13 protein-coding genes are annotated in these 14,246 nt (G+C 43.6%); 7 read left to right on the plus strand and 6 right to left on the minus strand.

The window, feature by feature from the left end; translation table 11 throughout:
• Nucleotides 1-6 precede the first annotated feature (6 nt).
• Genes SOO65_RS10655 through SOO65_RS10670 form a run of 4 tightly spaced genes read left to right on the plus strand, consistent with a single transcriptional unit; the run spans nt 7 to nt 4,095 of the window.
• A complete protein-coding gene (locus tag SOO65_RS10655) occupies nt 7-948 on the plus strand; it encodes a GYDIA family GHMP kinase (protein ID WP_321389323.1) in 942 nt (313 codons plus the stop codon).
• Nucleotides 945-1,991, plus strand: coding sequence for a diphosphomevalonate decarboxylase (gene mvaD, locus SOO65_RS10660; RefSeq protein ID WP_321389326.1), 1,047 nt, complete (start codon nt 945-947; stop codon nt 1,989-1,991). The genes SOO65_RS10655 and mvaD overlap by 4 nt, the downstream gene beginning before the upstream one ends.
• The gene (locus SOO65_RS10665) at nt 1,985-2,845 is read left to right on the plus strand and encodes a mevalonate kinase family protein (protein WP_321389329.1); all 861 of its coding nucleotides are present in this window, start codon (nt 1,985-1,987) and stop codon (nt 2,843-2,845) included. The genes mvaD and SOO65_RS10665 overlap by 7 nt, the downstream gene beginning before the upstream one ends.
• The gene (locus SOO65_RS10670; RefSeq protein ID WP_321389331.1) at nt 2,842-4,095 is read left to right on the plus strand and encodes a glycoside hydrolase family 15 protein; all 1,254 of its coding nucleotides are present in this window, start codon (nt 2,842-2,844) and stop codon (nt 4,093-4,095) included. The genes SOO65_RS10665 and SOO65_RS10670 overlap by 4 nt, the downstream gene beginning before the upstream one ends.
• 34 nt (nt 4,096-4,129) lie before the next feature.
• Here the strand turns inward: SOO65_RS10670 and SOO65_RS10675 are convergent, their stop codons facing one another.
• From SOO65_RS10675 to SOO65_RS10690, 4 genes are all read right to left on the minus strand, one after another.
• A complete protein-coding gene (locus tag SOO65_RS10675) occupies nt 4,130-4,987 on the minus strand; it encodes an enoyl-CoA hydratase/isomerase family protein (protein ID WP_321389333.1) in 858 nt (285 codons plus the stop codon).
• Between the two features lie 146 nt (nt 4,988-5,133).
• A complete protein-coding gene (locus SOO65_RS10680) occupies nt 5,134-6,237 on the minus strand; it encodes a DUF2914 domain-containing protein (RefSeq protein WP_321389335.1) in 1,104 nt (367 codons plus the stop codon).
• A 3-nt stretch (nt 6,238-6,240) separates the two neighbouring features.
• Nucleotides 6,241-7,164 carry a thioredoxin-disulfide reductase gene (trxB, locus tag SOO65_RS10685; RefSeq protein WP_321389337.1) on the minus strand — a complete coding sequence of 308 codons (924 nt, stop codon included), beginning with the start codon at nt 7,162-7,164 and terminating at the stop codon, nt 6,241-6,243.
• A 9-nt stretch (nt 7,165-7,173) separates the two neighbouring features.
• Complete coding sequence (locus tag SOO65_RS10690; RefSeq protein WP_321389339.1) at nt 7,174-7,374, minus strand: hypothetical protein; 201 nt, start codon at nt 7,372-7,374, stop codon at nt 7,174-7,176.
• A 140-nt stretch (nt 7,375-7,514) separates the two neighbouring features.
• Here SOO65_RS10690 and SOO65_RS10695 point away from each other — a divergent pair, with 140 nt between their 5' ends.
• From SOO65_RS10695 to SOO65_RS10705, 3 genes are all read left to right on the plus strand, one after another.
• Nucleotides 7,515-9,020: a hypothetical protein gene (locus SOO65_RS10695; RefSeq protein WP_321389342.1), complete on the plus strand. Its 1,506-nt coding sequence runs from the start codon at nt 7,515-7,517 to the stop codon at nt 9,018-9,020.
• A gap of 8 nt (nt 9,021-9,028) precedes the next feature.
• Nucleotides 9,029-10,117, plus strand: a complete 1,089-nt coding sequence (locus SOO65_RS10700) for an outer membrane beta-barrel protein (RefSeq protein ID WP_321389345.1) — start codon at nt 9,029-9,031, stop codon at nt 10,115-10,117.
• A gap of 110 nt (nt 10,118-10,227) precedes the next feature.
• Nucleotides 10,228-11,682, plus strand: coding sequence for a hypothetical protein (locus SOO65_RS10705; protein ID WP_321389348.1), 1,455 nt, complete (start codon nt 10,228-10,230; stop codon nt 11,680-11,682).
• Here SOO65_RS10705 and SOO65_RS10710 read toward each other — a convergent pair.
• Together SOO65_RS10710 and SOO65_RS10715 are read right to left on the minus strand one after the other, a co-directional pair.
• Nucleotides 11,671-13,038: a glycerol-3-phosphate dehydrogenase/oxidase gene (locus SOO65_RS10710; RefSeq protein WP_321389350.1), complete on the minus strand. Its 1,368-nt coding sequence runs from the start codon at nt 13,036-13,038 to the stop codon at nt 11,671-11,673. The two genes, SOO65_RS10705 and SOO65_RS10710, sit on opposite strands and share 12 nt — an antisense overlap.
• Nucleotides 13,035-14,210, minus strand: coding sequence for a hypothetical protein (locus SOO65_RS10715; RefSeq protein ID WP_321389354.1), 1,176 nt, complete (start codon nt 14,208-14,210; stop codon nt 13,035-13,037). Before SOO65_RS10715 ends, SOO65_RS10710 begins: the two co-directional genes overlap by 4 nt.
• Nucleotides 14,211-14,246: the final 36 nt, after the last annotated feature.

Below are 14,246 nucleotides of genomic sequence, written 5' to 3' on the forward strand. Positions count from 1 at the left end.
AGGCGCATGCGGGATCAGTATTTCTATGGACATGGTAAGCTACTTTTATCGGGCGAGTATTTCGTTCTAGATGGAGCTCAGGCCCTGGCCTTACCAACAACCGTCGGTCAATCAATGAAGGTGAAATACCGTCATTCTTATCAACCGACTCTTAACTGGAAGAGTGTCGATCACACAGGTAAAACCTGGTTCGAAGCAGATTATGAATTCTGGCACTTTAAACCGATTCGTCCGACAGGTGACGTGACTGAGAAGTTCGTTCAGGACTGTCTATCGGCCGTTCGTCTTCAAAATCCTCATTTCCTTCGTGATGATATGGACGTTTTCGTTGAAACGAAAATCGAGTTCCCGCTTGAGTGGGGTCTTGGTTCTAGTTCAACATTCATTTATAACGTTGCTCAATGGGCCTATGTAAGTCCATTCGAACTTATCAAAAAGACCATTGGTGGCTCGGGATATGACATTGCTTGTGCGCAGGCAATGGGACCACTTTGTTTCCAGAAATTCGAAGGAAAACCTCAGTGGGAATCAGCTCCATTTAATCCTTCTTTTAAAGATGATCTCTATTTCGTTTATCTCGGTCAGAAACAAAACTCTGCCCGTGAAGTGGTGAAGTACACAGATATGAAAATTGAAGGGAAGTCTCAAATTGTGGCGGAGATTTCTCAGCTCACAAAAGAGATGATTCACGCTAATGATCTTGTGACATTCAATAAGATCATTAAGTCTCACGAAGACATCGTGGCGAGCGCCCTTAAATACGAAAAAGTTAAAGATCTTCATTTCAGTGATTACTGGGGTGAAGTGAAGTCTCTTGGTGCTTGGGGTGGAGATTTTGCTCTGGCAACTTCTAACCGCGCTCCTCAAGAGACAAGAGAATATTTTGAAAACAAAGGTTTCACGACAGTGATTCCATTTACTGAAATTGTTCGTTCGGAAATTCAATGAGTCTAATTAGTTCGCTATCTCACTTAGAAGCTAAAGCATATAGCACCACATGGCGCTCGCCTTCAAATATTGCCTTCGTTAAATATTGGGGAAAGAAAGGTCATCAGATTCCGGCCAACCCTTCGCTTTCGATGACACTCAAAGAGTGTTTCACTGAAACGAAAGTGGACTTTAAACCGGCCGACGCTTTGGGTGTAGATTTGTTTTTAGAAGGGAAGCGCGAAGACCGGTTTGCCCTTAAAATTAAAAACTATCTCGAGACATTAACAACAGAGCTACCTTGGTTGAACAAGCTAGCGCTGAATATTGAAACTAAGAACACGTTTCCACATGGTGCTGGAATTGCTTCTTCGGCCTCTGGCCTTTCAGCATTGGCCCTGTGCTTAACTGATTACATCCAGTCTTTTTCTAACGAGAATGATCAGGATCTCTTCTTTAAACGTGCGAGCTTCTTATCGCGTCTTGCCTCTGGAAGCGCTTGTCGTTCGGTTTACGGAGGTTTTACCACTTGGGGTGAGGCAGATTTAGCAGAGGCATCTGATAAGTACGCGACTCCGATTTCTGTTCATCCAGAGTTAGCACACTTAAAAGATACAGTATTAGTGATCAACGATGCAGAGAAGAGTGTTTCAAGCCGTGATGGCCACACTCGCATGAAAGAGCATGCTTTTGCCGAAGCTCGTTTCGCCCAGGCAAAGCACAACTTCAAAGGCATGGTAAATGCCATGAAGTCAGGTGATATGGAAGAAGTTGGAATGATCCTGGAGCAAGAGGCCTTGAGCCTTCATGCCATGTTCTTAACTTCACCAAATGCTTTCACACTATTTAAGCCTAATTCTATTGCGGCGATGGAACTCATCTGGGACTTCAGACGTGAGACCAAGCTTCCACTTTATTTTACTTTCGATGCTGGACCAAATCTTCATTTGATCTACCCGGATGTATTTAAGAACAAGATTAAAACTTTTATTTCCCATGAACTTGCTCCTCTTGCAGTGAAAGTCATCGATGATGAGAGAGGCGAGGGACCAGTTAAATGCTAACTCCTATGTATCCAGCGAAAGTATTACTTCTGGGTGAATACACCATCTTAAATGGCTCGAAGGCCCTGGCCCTTCCGTATCATGAGCTTTCAGGGAAGTGGTCTACTGAAAATAACGAAACTGAAGTGAGAGAAAATTCCCGCAAGAGTCTTTTGAATCTTGCTGAGAAAATGAATCTTCCTCTTTTAAAGAAAGATTTGGGTGAAGGCCTTTGGTTTGATTCATCTATTCCACAAGGTTTTGGTTTAGGTAGTTCCGGTGCCGTCATCGCAGCTGTGTTTGATCGTTATGGAAAAACTCAGGATGATTTAGAAGCAAATAAGATCGCCCTTGCTCGTCTGGAAGATTTCTTCCATGGTTCGAGTTCTGGTTTTGATCCTTTAGTCAGTCATATTCAAAAACCTCTTCTCATTCACAACGTGCATGAGGTGGAAGTTTTAGAAGAGCGTCCAAATCTTAAAGGCTTTTTCCTGGTAAATACCGGTAAGCCTCGTCAGACAGGTCCGCTTGTTTCCATTTACCAAGAGAAAATGAAAGACCCGCAATTTAAACAGGGTTGTGCAGAGATTCTGGCCAAAGATGTTAACTTTGCCATTGATGCAGTTTTAAAGAATGATACAACGAACCTCTTTCACCATATTTGGCACATTTCGAAATTCCAGTGGGAGTTCTTTCCGGAAATGATTCCAACTTCTGTCCGTGGCCTTTGGGCACAGGGTCTGGAGACGGGCGATTTCGCTCTGAAATTGTGTGGAGCAGGTGGCGGTGGTTTTCTATTGGGATATAGTAACAAACTCGATTTGCATGAAATGAGACAAATTTTAAATACTCATGAACTAAGGGACCTGACATGAAATGGATTTTGCTTTTTTTGTTACCGACTCTTGCTTTTGCTCAACCTTCTAAAGAACAACAATTCCGATTCAGCTTAAATACAGTCATTAAGAATTCAACTATGCCGGACGTTCGTCCAGGAATGGTTGTGGCATCTCCTAGCCGCGAAAACCCTGATTATTACTATGACTGGGTCCGTGATACGGCCCTGACATACAGAGCGATGGTGGATTACTACGAGCTAACGAAAAATCCACAAATCAAAAAAATGATCTTCACTTGGATTGACTCTGAAACTTACCGTCAGAATCAGCCAACTTTCACGGGCCTTGGTGAGCCAAAATACTTCATCGATGGTTCTGGTTACACAGGTGGTTGGGGACGTCCGCAAAATGATGGCCCGGCTCTACGTGCTGTTGCCATGATTAAATTTGCTCGACTGATGCTTCAGGAAAATAATCAGGACTATGTTCTGAAGAAACTTTACCACGGCGTTATTCCGGCCGATTCTCCTATCAAAAAAGATCTTGAATACACGGCCCACCACTGGAGAGAGCCAAGCTTCGAGCTTTGGGAAGAAGAAATGGGTCTTCACTTCTACACACTTCTTGCTCAGCACACTGCCCTTCAAGAAGGTGCAAAGCTAGCTCAAGAACTTGGTGACGCTGGAGCTGCTGATTTTTATAACGAGCAGGCGAGACAAATTGGTCAGATGCTATTGTCACAATTTACTGACGCTAATATCGGGATCAAAGCAACTATCAGACGCGTAAATGGTGGTCTTGGATATAAGACTTCAAATATTGATGTGGCCCCACTTCTAGCGCTTAACCACAATGCCCCTTACCAAAAGCTCTTCTCGCTAAAGTCACCACACGTTGTGAAGTATGTGAACACGCTTGTTTCTGTTAACCGTCAGATCTACAAAGTGAATCACGACTATCCAAATCTGGGAGTGGCGATTGGCCGTTACCCGGAAGATAAGTACGATGGTTATGTGACAACGAAAGAAGGTAACCCATGGTTCCTTTCTACACTTGCTCTTGGTGAGTTTTATTGCCAGGTTCGCAACGAAGCTAAAAACAGCAAGCTAAATGACCTGATTGAAAAACAATTTGCTCGTGCTCTTTTCCATTCTGATAGAAAGGGTGCGATGTCTGAGCAGATCAACCGTTATGACGGTCACATGCAAGGTGCTTATGAGTTAACGTGGTCTCATAATGCTTTCATGACTGCCATGATGAGATGTGGATTAGTTAAAAGAAAATAAATGAGTAAGGGCCCATACGGGCCCTTTTTTTTGATTAATGATCTAAGTTTCTTGGGCCTTCATCGTTCTTGATGAGGGAGAGTTTCACCGCATACGACATTGATTTTGCCGGCATGAAATCAAATTCTTTGGTTTCTGGTTTTTTCGTTTTCCAGTCTTCCGATACCATAGACGCTTTCGCGATCTTTCGATCCATCACAATTCCTGTTTCAAACTGTGAGCGAAGAGTTTCAAACAACCCAAGCTTGGCCTGGATTCTCTGAACCGGTGCTACTTTTGAAATATCAGTCAGAAGATCACGGATCACATCGGAACGGTTTTCCGATTCATATGTTTCACTTAAAAAACCCGATTCAGTTAAAGCACGTGCTTTAATCGGAGCTCCTGAAAGGACCCAATTACGAGCAAATGATGGAGAGATAAGAGTAGAGAGCATGCTCATCCCACCAGCCGCCGGAACGAGTCCGTAGTGGCAGTGATTGAAGCTGATCTTAGCGTTGCGAGAAGCGATTCTGATATCAGCACCAAGAGCGAATTCTGAAGCAAGTGTTTCAGCACCATCACCAAGATCAATCACCACTGTCTGTGGAAGCTGCATCATAGCGAAGATGATTTTTTGAAGTTTTGTATTAATTTTATCCAGGCCAGATGCAGAGGTCTTAGGCAGCGTTTCATATTCGTATCCGCTTGAGAAAAAAGAAGATGATGAATCAATAAAGATGGAGTTGATTTCGACACGAGTCGTGCACCAAGCGAGGAGGCTCTCAAGTTCAAACAACATCTCGAGACGGAAAGCATTGTTCCAGTCTGGACGATTAAGAGTCACGAAAAGAGTACGAGTCGTCTTTTCAAGCCTCGTGGAGATTGTTGTGTAATTGAAGAGAGTCTGCATGTCACCGTCCTTGGTTTCTCTGCTTTGGTTAAGGAGCTTTTCTCTTCACCATTCCATGGCAAAGAATTAAATCTCTTCAATATTTTTTCAAACTTTCAGGGGGAGTGTCAAAGGGGAAAAAAAGTGGTGAGAAATACTTGGTCTTTTTAGAAGATGTCGTCCTGATAATTTCTTTCTTCTATGCTGTTATCTTCCTTGATTTCGAGGTTAATTCGGCCTACTTCACGGCCGTCTGAGGTCTCAACAATGACTCGCCAGCTGCCTAAGTGATAGAATTGTTTAGAACCGAAGCCTCGGAACCCCTCATCTCGCCCACCCAGAATATTTAGAGGGATGGTGTCTTCCAGCACCCATCCGCGTTTGGGGTCATCATAGAACCATTTCAAAAATACCTGGTCCTGAAATCGTGCTGGGGAAAAAATTGATAATAGAATAGTGACCTTGTCGCCGGTTCGGGCCAGAAATTCCTGGGATCCCTTGTCCCAGACCTTCCAAAACGGGCGAAGGTGCTTGCCGATATACTTGCCGTCGACTTTTTCAACCGTGTAGTAAACGCCGATCTTTTTTACCGCCACCGGAACCGGTGGAATGAGCGAAGTATAGTAGCCAATCAAGAAAACCAAATGGACGGCCACTGCCGGCATCAAAACATGTAGTCTAAGTAAATGAACGTGCTCTTTGCCTTTAAAGTTTAATTTCCAAACCAAGAGCATCACTGTTCCTGAGCTCATCATCCCTAACCAAAAAGGTATCGCACCCACATGTCCCATCAGAATGGGATAGAAGAAAGCGAAGTAGCTCATGACACAGATATTGTAGAGGATCACTCGTACCGGAAGACCCAGTTTCTGAATTCTCGGAACTTCATTGGCGAGCATTAGACCCGCGAGAAGAACAATAAAGAAGAAGGACGTGATGGCCGAGGCCGAAGTGTAGTAAAAAATCGTGTAAGCAGAAAGGAGAGATCCAAACAGGAAGTGCACCACGAGATTATGGTATTGCCAGAATTTTTGTCCGCGCTCTGATAAGGCCAGAGTACCAATAGTGATTCTGATCTCACAGATGAGAAGTGTTCCCAGAATGGTGAGATAGATCGCCTGTTGAACCAGGTTTAACAGATCATCAATTCGTCCCAGAGTCAGGACATCAAACAGAAATCCCGCGCAGAAAACGATAATAGAGACCAGCACCTCATGGTGCTGGTAGAACTCTAAAAATCGATTTTTAACATGGAGAATTTTTTTGACCACGGTCTAGTGACCTTCGAGGAATCTCTCGGCCTTAATAGCAGCTTGGCAACCAGAACCCGCAGCTGTGATGGCTTGACGGTAGTAAGAATCTTGAACGTCACCACAAGCGAATACACCTGGGATATTTGTTTCAGGACCGTTCTGAGTTTTAATGAAGCCGTGATCGTCTAGAGTGATCTGACCTTTTAGAAATGCTGTGTTTGGATTGTGTCCAATTGCATAGAAAAGACCATCAGTTTCACGCTCGTGCTTATCACCTGTTTTAAGGTTCTCAACGACGATTGAAGATACACCAGCTGGACCTGATTTAATTTCAGAAACAACTGTGTCCCAAAGGAACTCAATCTTAGGATTGTTCATCGCACGCTCTTGCATTGCTTTTGAAGCACGAAGAGTGTCTTTACGGTGAACGATATAAACTTTTTTAGCGAACTTGGTGATGAAAGTAGCGTCTTCCATGGCTGTGTCACCACCGCCCACAACGTGAACGATTCTGTCACGGTAGAAGAAACCGTCACAAGTTGCACAAGTAGAAACACCACGGCCAGTTAGTTCTTTTTCATTCGGAAGACCTAGCCATTTAGCTGAAGCACCAGTTGAAATAATCACTGTCTCAGCAAGGTAAGTCTGGCCGTTAGAAGCAGTCACTGTGAATGGACGCTTAGAGAAATCTACGTCTGTACACATAAGAGATTGGAATTCAGCGCCGAAACGAGCAGCTTGTTTTTTCATGCTCGCCATAAGTTCTGGACCCATAACTCCGTGCTCGAAGCCAGGGAAGTTTTCCACTTCTGTCGTAAGAGTTAGTTGCCCACCAGGCTCGTGCCCTTCAAGCACAAGAGGTTTAAGGTCAGCGCGACCAGTATAAATAGCAGCAGTCAAACCAGCAGGGCCGGTTCCAATGATGATGACTTTACGTGTTTCCACAAAGGCCTCTTAGTTTTTTTCTTCGTTAGTTTGGATACCAAGTTTCTTTTTGATAATGGCCGGACGATCATCCATGTCTGGATTCATTTCATAATAGGCCTTAACAGAAACTAGATCTTTTGGATGTGGAGCTTTTTCTGTTGTTACGAATTGTTCACCAGTAAGTGAGCACTCGTAGTTATAAGTAATTTTCTCGCGTCTGCGTTTCATGAAATTTCCTTTTTGAACTGATACTTTGTTATAGAGTTTTTGCAACGCTTTATCAAGGACTTAAAGAAAGCGAGTGGTCCTATGACATTGCTCGTAAATTGAGTGTTTTCATCACGTTGTTTCTTTGTCACAATATTTTCATGAACTTGATTAAATGGATGTTGATCAATCTTGTGCTGCTTATGGTCACAATAGCTCCCGTATGGGCGCTTAATGGGGCCGTTCTACTCGGGCAGTCTTCTAGCGGGCAAACCGCGGTCTTTAATCTAGGTGTTCATGACGGAGTTAAGGAAGGCGATTACGCGGTAATTGTTAAAGAAATCCGTGATCTCGATACCCGTGACCTGCGTTTAGTTCCAGTGGCAAAAGCGCGAAATATCAAAATCAATACCGGCAACTCGGTTTGGATCCTCTACAAAATTTACGATGCAGAATTAATGGTGAAGGGCCAAAAATATTTGATCCTTGCTGAATCGGCCATGATGAGTGGTCGTCGCGATCCTCGTCTGGGTCGAATTAGCGTTGTTACGACTAAGGACAAGCGGGCCTTCGAAGTTCAGAAGGCTTTGGGTGACGATAAGGACCGCATCGCTAAACTAAAAAATCAATATCCGGAAATTGCCGACCTCCATAAAAGAGACATGCGCTCTGATAACGATGTGGATGTAATGGATGTTGAGGGTTGGAAAAAACTTAAAGATGAGAAATATCGCACGGCCCTTTATAAAAGTCCGTCGCAAGATGACTTTCGCCGCGAACTGAATCTTAATACATTTGAAAAACTTGTTACGGGTTACCTGAAAAAAGTTAATGATCCGAAGTTTAGCTATGATCAGTTCTATGATGAGCAGATGAAAGACGACTTCAGTAATGAGTTCAGAAAGCGTTCGAACTTCAGCACAGAGTATGAATCATTCCTTTCTAATCAGTCTCAAAAAGCGATTGGAGATGCAAAACTTTATCGCGCGATCTTGGAGAAAGGTGACAGTTGGTCAGAAGATTTCTCTGACGAGGAACTTCGTGGAACTTTAAGACAGGTTTCAGTTCTTCAGGAAAAAGATCGTCGTGACTATGTGATGTCGGCACCAAACCGTTATACGGTTTATTTGGGTTATGGGCTTGGACTTAACGATCCTCAAACCGATGCCGATACTCGCTACCGCCGAGACACTCGTTATTCAGTTGATCTTGATTTTGAAGCAGTCCCTTTTTTAAAGCATGAAACACTTGAACGCTTTACCCTAAATGCGACAGTTCGCTCAAACAAAACAGCCTTTGATGCTTCTGGAAGTAATGCCAATGTAGATGAGTATTCATTTACGGCCGGTGCCAACTGGTATCCTTTATATGCGCCTTATGTGATTGAAGCGCCGGTAGTTTTTTTGGGAGTCTATCTTCGTAGTGGATGGGCCGCAGTTGAAGCACCAGCGGTCGCGGAAAAGGCCAACTATACTGTGCTTTCACTCCCGGGAATTCGCGCGGGGATGAAGTATAACTTTAAAAATAATCTGGCCCTCCGAGTGGCGGCCAGCATGGAAAGCTTACAATTAGATCGATATGAGCAGAGTAAACTGGGATCAGTTCTGCCTGATCAGACCAGTGTAGCGGAAGGGAAATTGAACTTCGCTCTGGCCTATTCATTTTAAGGGGAAAGATGAAGATTTTTGCATTGCTCTTGTTAGTGGTTTCTTTGCCTGCCTTAGCACTTGAAGTTGATGAAAAACTTACGGTTCGAGTGGTTAAGACTTCTGAGTCTCGCAAAACACTTATGGTGAATCGTGGTACGGAAGATGGATTGGTTGAAGGCGATCATGCAAAATTTATCGTTACGGCCGGTATCGTTGCCCGTGCGGTTTGTGTGAGAGTTTCTCCAACCCGTTCAGTGTGGTCAGTGTATCGTCTAGTAAATGCTGATTTCATCGTGAATGATTCAGTAATGACTCTTAAAATTTCTCCGGCGGTAAAAATCACGAAAGATGAATCTCAGGCCCTTGTTCAAGAAGATACTCCTACTCGTGCAGCTGCCGATCCAACTCAATTAGGAATTCCACTTGCCGATGGCGCTCAGGATTTAGCGGCCGGTGCTGGCGGTGATGATGCTCTTTCTTCTGCCGATCTTAAGGCCCTGGAAGAAAGTAATACTCCAACGATCATTCCTGAGAAGAACATGGAGATCTTCGGTATCCTGAATATATCTGGTCTTACTTCAAGTACAAAGACCGATACAGGTGACAACTCTTTTAATAACTCTCAGTCGTATCACCATATTGGTCTAGGCGGAGAGTATTACCCTCAAAAAGAGCGTGAATGGTATTCACATTTTTCTTTAGAGGCGAACATCAATCTTATGCGCCAGAACAGTCAGGCCTATGAAGGTGCTACATCTACGAATGATGTAACTGAATTTGCACTTGGAATTAACTGGCATCCGACTAAACTTCCAAGTAAGACTCTTGATTTCATCCCTTACTTCCACCTTGGTGCGAACATGGGAAGTGTGAAATCAACCTTCTCACCGGGTGAAGAAAACGCTGGTGGTCCTGAGCGCTCTGCCACTGGTAGTACCGCTGGTTTCTCTGCCGGCTTTGGTTATAAGTTTTATACTCAACGTGGCTTTGGTGCCCGAGCTCTCCTTGATTACTACTACCGTTCAGAAAGTTACGGTGAAGATGATCAAACGGATAAGTTCAATAAGACCGTGGGCGGACCTCGACTTATGATTGGGCTTGGTTACCGATTCTAAAAACTTAATGAGTGATCCCATTAGTTTTCCTAATGGGATCATTAAATCAATTAATTTTACTAATCTCAGTCACTTAATTATCTTACATAAATTGACCCGGAGGTCATTTTATGTGGGGATTTCATTCATTAGTTTTCCTAGTTCTTCTGACTGCATGTCATGTCAATTCTGCCTGTATTCAAGGGAAAGGTGGGCATGATTTATTGGCAATGGTAGTGGAAAATGCCAAGGCCTGTCCTCAGAATGTTCGTGAGTTCAAGTCCCTACTGGCCGCAGATGGAATTACAACTAGGCCAGCAATGGTGGCCAATCGTGGGGCCCATAATCCCAAAGAAGGAAGTTTTAGTATTTTCGAATCCGCAATCGGCTTTTCGAAAGGGTTGAATATAAAAGTTAATCCTGAGTTTTTGTATTTTGGTCATTTTACGGGTCTCAATTCTCAGAAAGAAATTCTCCTTGATCAAGAGTCTGTCCCTGGGAAGCTTTTAATTGAGGCGATTGCCTTTGATTTTAAAAAGAACGTCTATAATTTTTATGAATTGGTGGGGACTTCGAACGGACCCCAGTGGTTTTACAGAGGGGATTCTTTTGATGCCTATGAGGACAATAAATTTTTAAAGATTGGTGAGAGACCGCAATTTGGTACAAAGATGAGATGTTCTGCTTGTCACAACTCAGGTGGACCCATCATGAAAGAATTGGCCTTTCCCCATAACGATTGGTGGAACAAACGCACTGGTCTTCCTTTTGCTCCTAATAAATTATCAGAGGAGATGAAGCAGTACCTTTCTCAGTTTATTGATGCTTCGGAATTCTCACAAAATGTAAAAAGAGGTCTTCTTCTAGTAGAGAACAAAAGAATCTCTAAGAGAAGAAGTCTTCAAGAACAGCTTCGTCCTTTGTTTTGTTCAACGGAAATTAATCTTGTTTCAGATGTAAAACCACTGTCAAGCCCGGTAGGTGTGATTGATGTTTCTTCAGAGGTCTTTGTCGATCCACTTTTGGCTCCGAAAGGTGTTCTCAGAATGGAAAAAAGACTTTATCTCACTGCCTTGCAGGTTTTGGGTTTCCGTTTTCCTGAAACAATCCTGCAGGATGCTGGTCATGCATTCCTTGCTCCAGTGAGAAGTGAGGTGAATCAATTGCAGGTTCAACAACTGATTGCTGAGAAGGTGATTTCTGAAGAGTTTGCAGTCGATATATTGAGTGTGGATTTTAAAAATCCATTATTCTCAAAAAAAAGATGTGAGCTATTGAAACTTGTCCCAGAAAATTCGTCATGGGAGGAGGGGTTTAAAAAGAACCTTTACGGGATTAACACTGAGATTTCACTCAAGCTCGCCTATGATCTCGAGACTCAAAACAAAGAAGAGCATAGAAAGATCGCCACTCAGTATCTCATAACTAAGCAAGCGTTTTGGAAAGACCAGAAGCAGGTGATTGATGAGATGAGACAACTCAATGTCCTCAGACAATCGGTCTTTGACGATGAGATTTCAAAGAATCCAAGAGGTCAAATTCTGGAGCCTGGTTTTAGAGTGATCTTTCCCGTCCTAGCGAAATAATGCTTTCACGTCGTCTACCGGAAGTCCCATCACATCTTTTAAGTGGTGGGGCTCATCTAAGATCGACAGTCTGCGTTTCACCAAATCTTCAAACGTCGTCACATACTCAGTGATAATAATTTTCTTCACCATCTCAAGAGTGAGTTTTGGTTGTTCGCCAAATGTTGGCATCACTGAGTGCTGTCTTAGCGGATTCAGAGTGTAATTTGGATGATAGGCCTTACCCAAACGAGGAACGATCTCTTGAGCAAGCTCCTGAGTCATACGACGGAAGGTCGTGTATTTTCCCCCAAGCATCACATAAGTGAACTGATCAGGACGGAAGATTTTATGAAAACGAGAGACCTTGCCGAGGGCCTCAGGTGCGCCTTCTTCACGGACAAGCGGACGAACTCCCGCAAAAGTAGAAATGATGGAGTCTTTCGTAAGATTAGAATTCGGGAAATACTGACGAAGAACATCCAGTAGATAATTTACTTCCTTCTCAGTGGCCTTGATGTTGAACATGTCCTGATCAACCGGAGTTTCAGTTGTTCCTACAAGAATAGAGTGGCGTTGAGGAATCACAAACACGACACGATTATCTTTAGTGGTTAAAACCACCGAGCCTTTAGCATCAACAGAACCTTCTTTAAGCCATAAGTGAATGCCCTTCGAAGGAGCGAGCTGCGGAGTCCAGGGGACATTGAGCTTTGGCAATAATTTATCAGTGAATGGGCCAGTCGTGAAAACCACGAACTTTGCTTTTACTGTCTCTTTATGAGGAGTGCGCATGGATTGATAAGTTACTTCATAACCATCGGCAACTTTCACTGTCGAAATTACTTCGTGATAACTTAAAGCATTCGCACAAGGCTCAAGAAGAGCGTCGTATAGGCACTCAAGTGTCAATTTGGCGTCATCTACCACACCGTCATAATACTTTCCTGCACCCATAAGACCTTTCGGCTCGAGGGAAGGAATTTTTTGAACGGTCTCCTCTGGGTTAAGCATGTCATGAGCTTTATTCTGAAAATGCGAAAGGAAATCATACAAAAACAAACCACAGCGAAGCATCCAGGGTTTGTACTTAGAATAGTCGTAAAGAGGCAGATAAAAATCACGCTCAAAACACAGGTGAGGAGTAAGCTTTAACCAGAGATTTTTTTCTTCCAGGGCCTCTTGAACCAAAGCGAAGTCCGCATTCTCAAGGTAGCGAATCCCGCCATGAAGCATCTTGGAAGAGCCCTGCGAGGTCTGGGAAGCAAAGTCGCCTTTATCGATTAAGAGAGTAGAAACACCGTTAAGCGCCAGGTCACGGATAAGACCACAACCGTTGATGCCTCCACCAACGATCACAACTTCATAAGACTTCATAGTTTATTGACCCAGACCAGATTTCCCGTACAGGTGAGACGATATTTGTAACCCCCAATTCCAAATTCAGAAGGAATCGGAGTCAGTTGATAATTAAGACCTACCACTGCATTGGAGTGGGCCTTAAGAGCATGTGCTTTTAATTTTTGGGCCAGTTCCTGATAGTGGCGTGGAATTTCCTCGGAGCCCTCATCTTCTACGATGTGGCTATCGAGCATTTTGTGTTCAGAGGCAACACCCATATATCTCATGACCTGATAACCCTCTAGTCCTGAAGTTGCAGACACAATGATCTGCGAGATCTCGAGCTTAGGATCATCAAAATGGAAGCTATGAGTTTGGTTCTGATAGAGGTTATGTTTCGAGACAATTCCTGTCTCAGGAACTTCCTGATGTTTCGGCGGATGAATTTCATCCGATAGACCCACCTGGATGTCGATATCAAAACGACGAAGTTTGTGTGCGAGGAATATCGCCGCATATTCTGAGATTCGAGGAACTAAAAGCATTCCGCGCATCAGGCGGTTTTTAATTTGTTCTTCTGGATCAATGAGTAGACTCAGTTCTTTTAACAAAGTCACGATGTCGTTTACATCTTCGATGTAACGAACATTTTTAATCAGAACGCTGAATGAAGGGTTTCCTTCTGAGGCCATGCCAGTGAAACTTGAGCTTTCAGAGAATTTTTTCAGGTCTTCGAAGTTTTCCGGGGCCTTATATTCGTGTTTTGGAGGAGTGTAGACTGGTTCGGGTTCAGGCCCTGGTTCGGTCGCAAATAACGGCTCAGGTTCTGAGCTAAATTCCGGCTCCGCTTGAGATGTAAATTCTTCCTCAGGTTCAGTGGTAAACGTTGACTCAGGCTCCGAAGTTTCGAATGTTGTTTCTTCGGTTGAAAAAGCATCCCTGCCAAAGTCAGTCACTTCTTCAGTAGTGTCGGCCCCAAACTGAATATCTTCAGTCTCAAATGTTGAAGATTCTTCAGTGCTGGCCCCGAAATCAGTTTCAAAGCTTGTTTCAAATGAAGTTTCTACTTCATCTTCAGGAGTTTCAGGTAGGTCGGGAAGCTCAGAGGGGAAATCGGGCTCAGGTGGGAGATCCTCGTCAGCATTCAGCTCGTGAATGTACTCACCAAGGTCCTCAATTCGAGTAAGATCCTTCTTATTAGAACTCATCAGCAATCCCTGCTTCAGTGTTAAAAGGGCGCGAGT

The organism is Peredibacter starrii (genome assembly GCF_034259205.1).
GTDB lineage: Bacteria > Bdellovibrionota > Bacteriovoracia > Bacteriovoracales > Bacteriovoracaceae > Peredibacter > Peredibacter starrii.

Excerpts from the sequence above, each read along its gene's own strand:
- SOO65_RS10675 (WP_321389333.1), bottom strand. The coding sequence starts at position 4,987 with ATGCAGACTCTCTTCAATTACACAACAATCTCCACGAGGCTTGAAAAG.
- SOO65_RS10700 (WP_321389345.1), top strand. The coding sequence starts at position 9,029 with ATGAAGATTTTTGCATTGCTCTTGTTAGTGGTTTCTTTGCCTGCCTTA.
- SOO65_RS10690 (WP_321389339.1), bottom strand. The coding sequence starts at position 7,374 with ATGAAACGCAGACGCGAGAAAATTACTTATAACTACGAGTGCTCACTT.
- mvaD (WP_321389326.1), top strand. The coding sequence starts at position 945 with ATGAGTCTAATTAGTTCGCTATCTCACTTAGAAGCTAAAGCATATAGC.
- SOO65_RS10710 (WP_321389350.1), bottom strand. The coding sequence starts at position 13,038 with ATGAAGTCTTATGAAGTTGTGATCGTTGGTGGAGGCATCAACGGTTGT.
- SOO65_RS10715 (WP_321389354.1), bottom strand. The coding sequence starts at position 14,210 with ATGAGTTCTAATAAGAAGGATCTTACTCGAATTGAGGACCTTGGTGAG.
- SOO65_RS10655 (WP_321389323.1), top strand. The coding sequence starts at position 7 with ATGCGGGATCAGTATTTCTATGGACATGGTAAGCTACTTTTATCGGGC.
- SOO65_RS10695 (WP_321389342.1), top strand. The coding sequence starts at position 7,515 with ATGAACTTGATTAAATGGATGTTGATCAATCTTGTGCTGCTTATGGTC.
- SOO65_RS10705 (WP_321389348.1), top strand. The coding sequence starts at position 10,228 with ATGTGGGGATTTCATTCATTAGTTTTCCTAGTTCTTCTGACTGCATGT.
- SOO65_RS10665 (WP_321389329.1), top strand. The coding sequence starts at position 1,985 with ATGCTAACTCCTATGTATCCAGCGAAAGTATTACTTCTGGGTGAATAC.
- SOO65_RS10670 (WP_321389331.1), top strand. The coding sequence starts at position 2,842 with ATGAAATGGATTTTGCTTTTTTTGTTACCGACTCTTGCTTTTGCTCAA.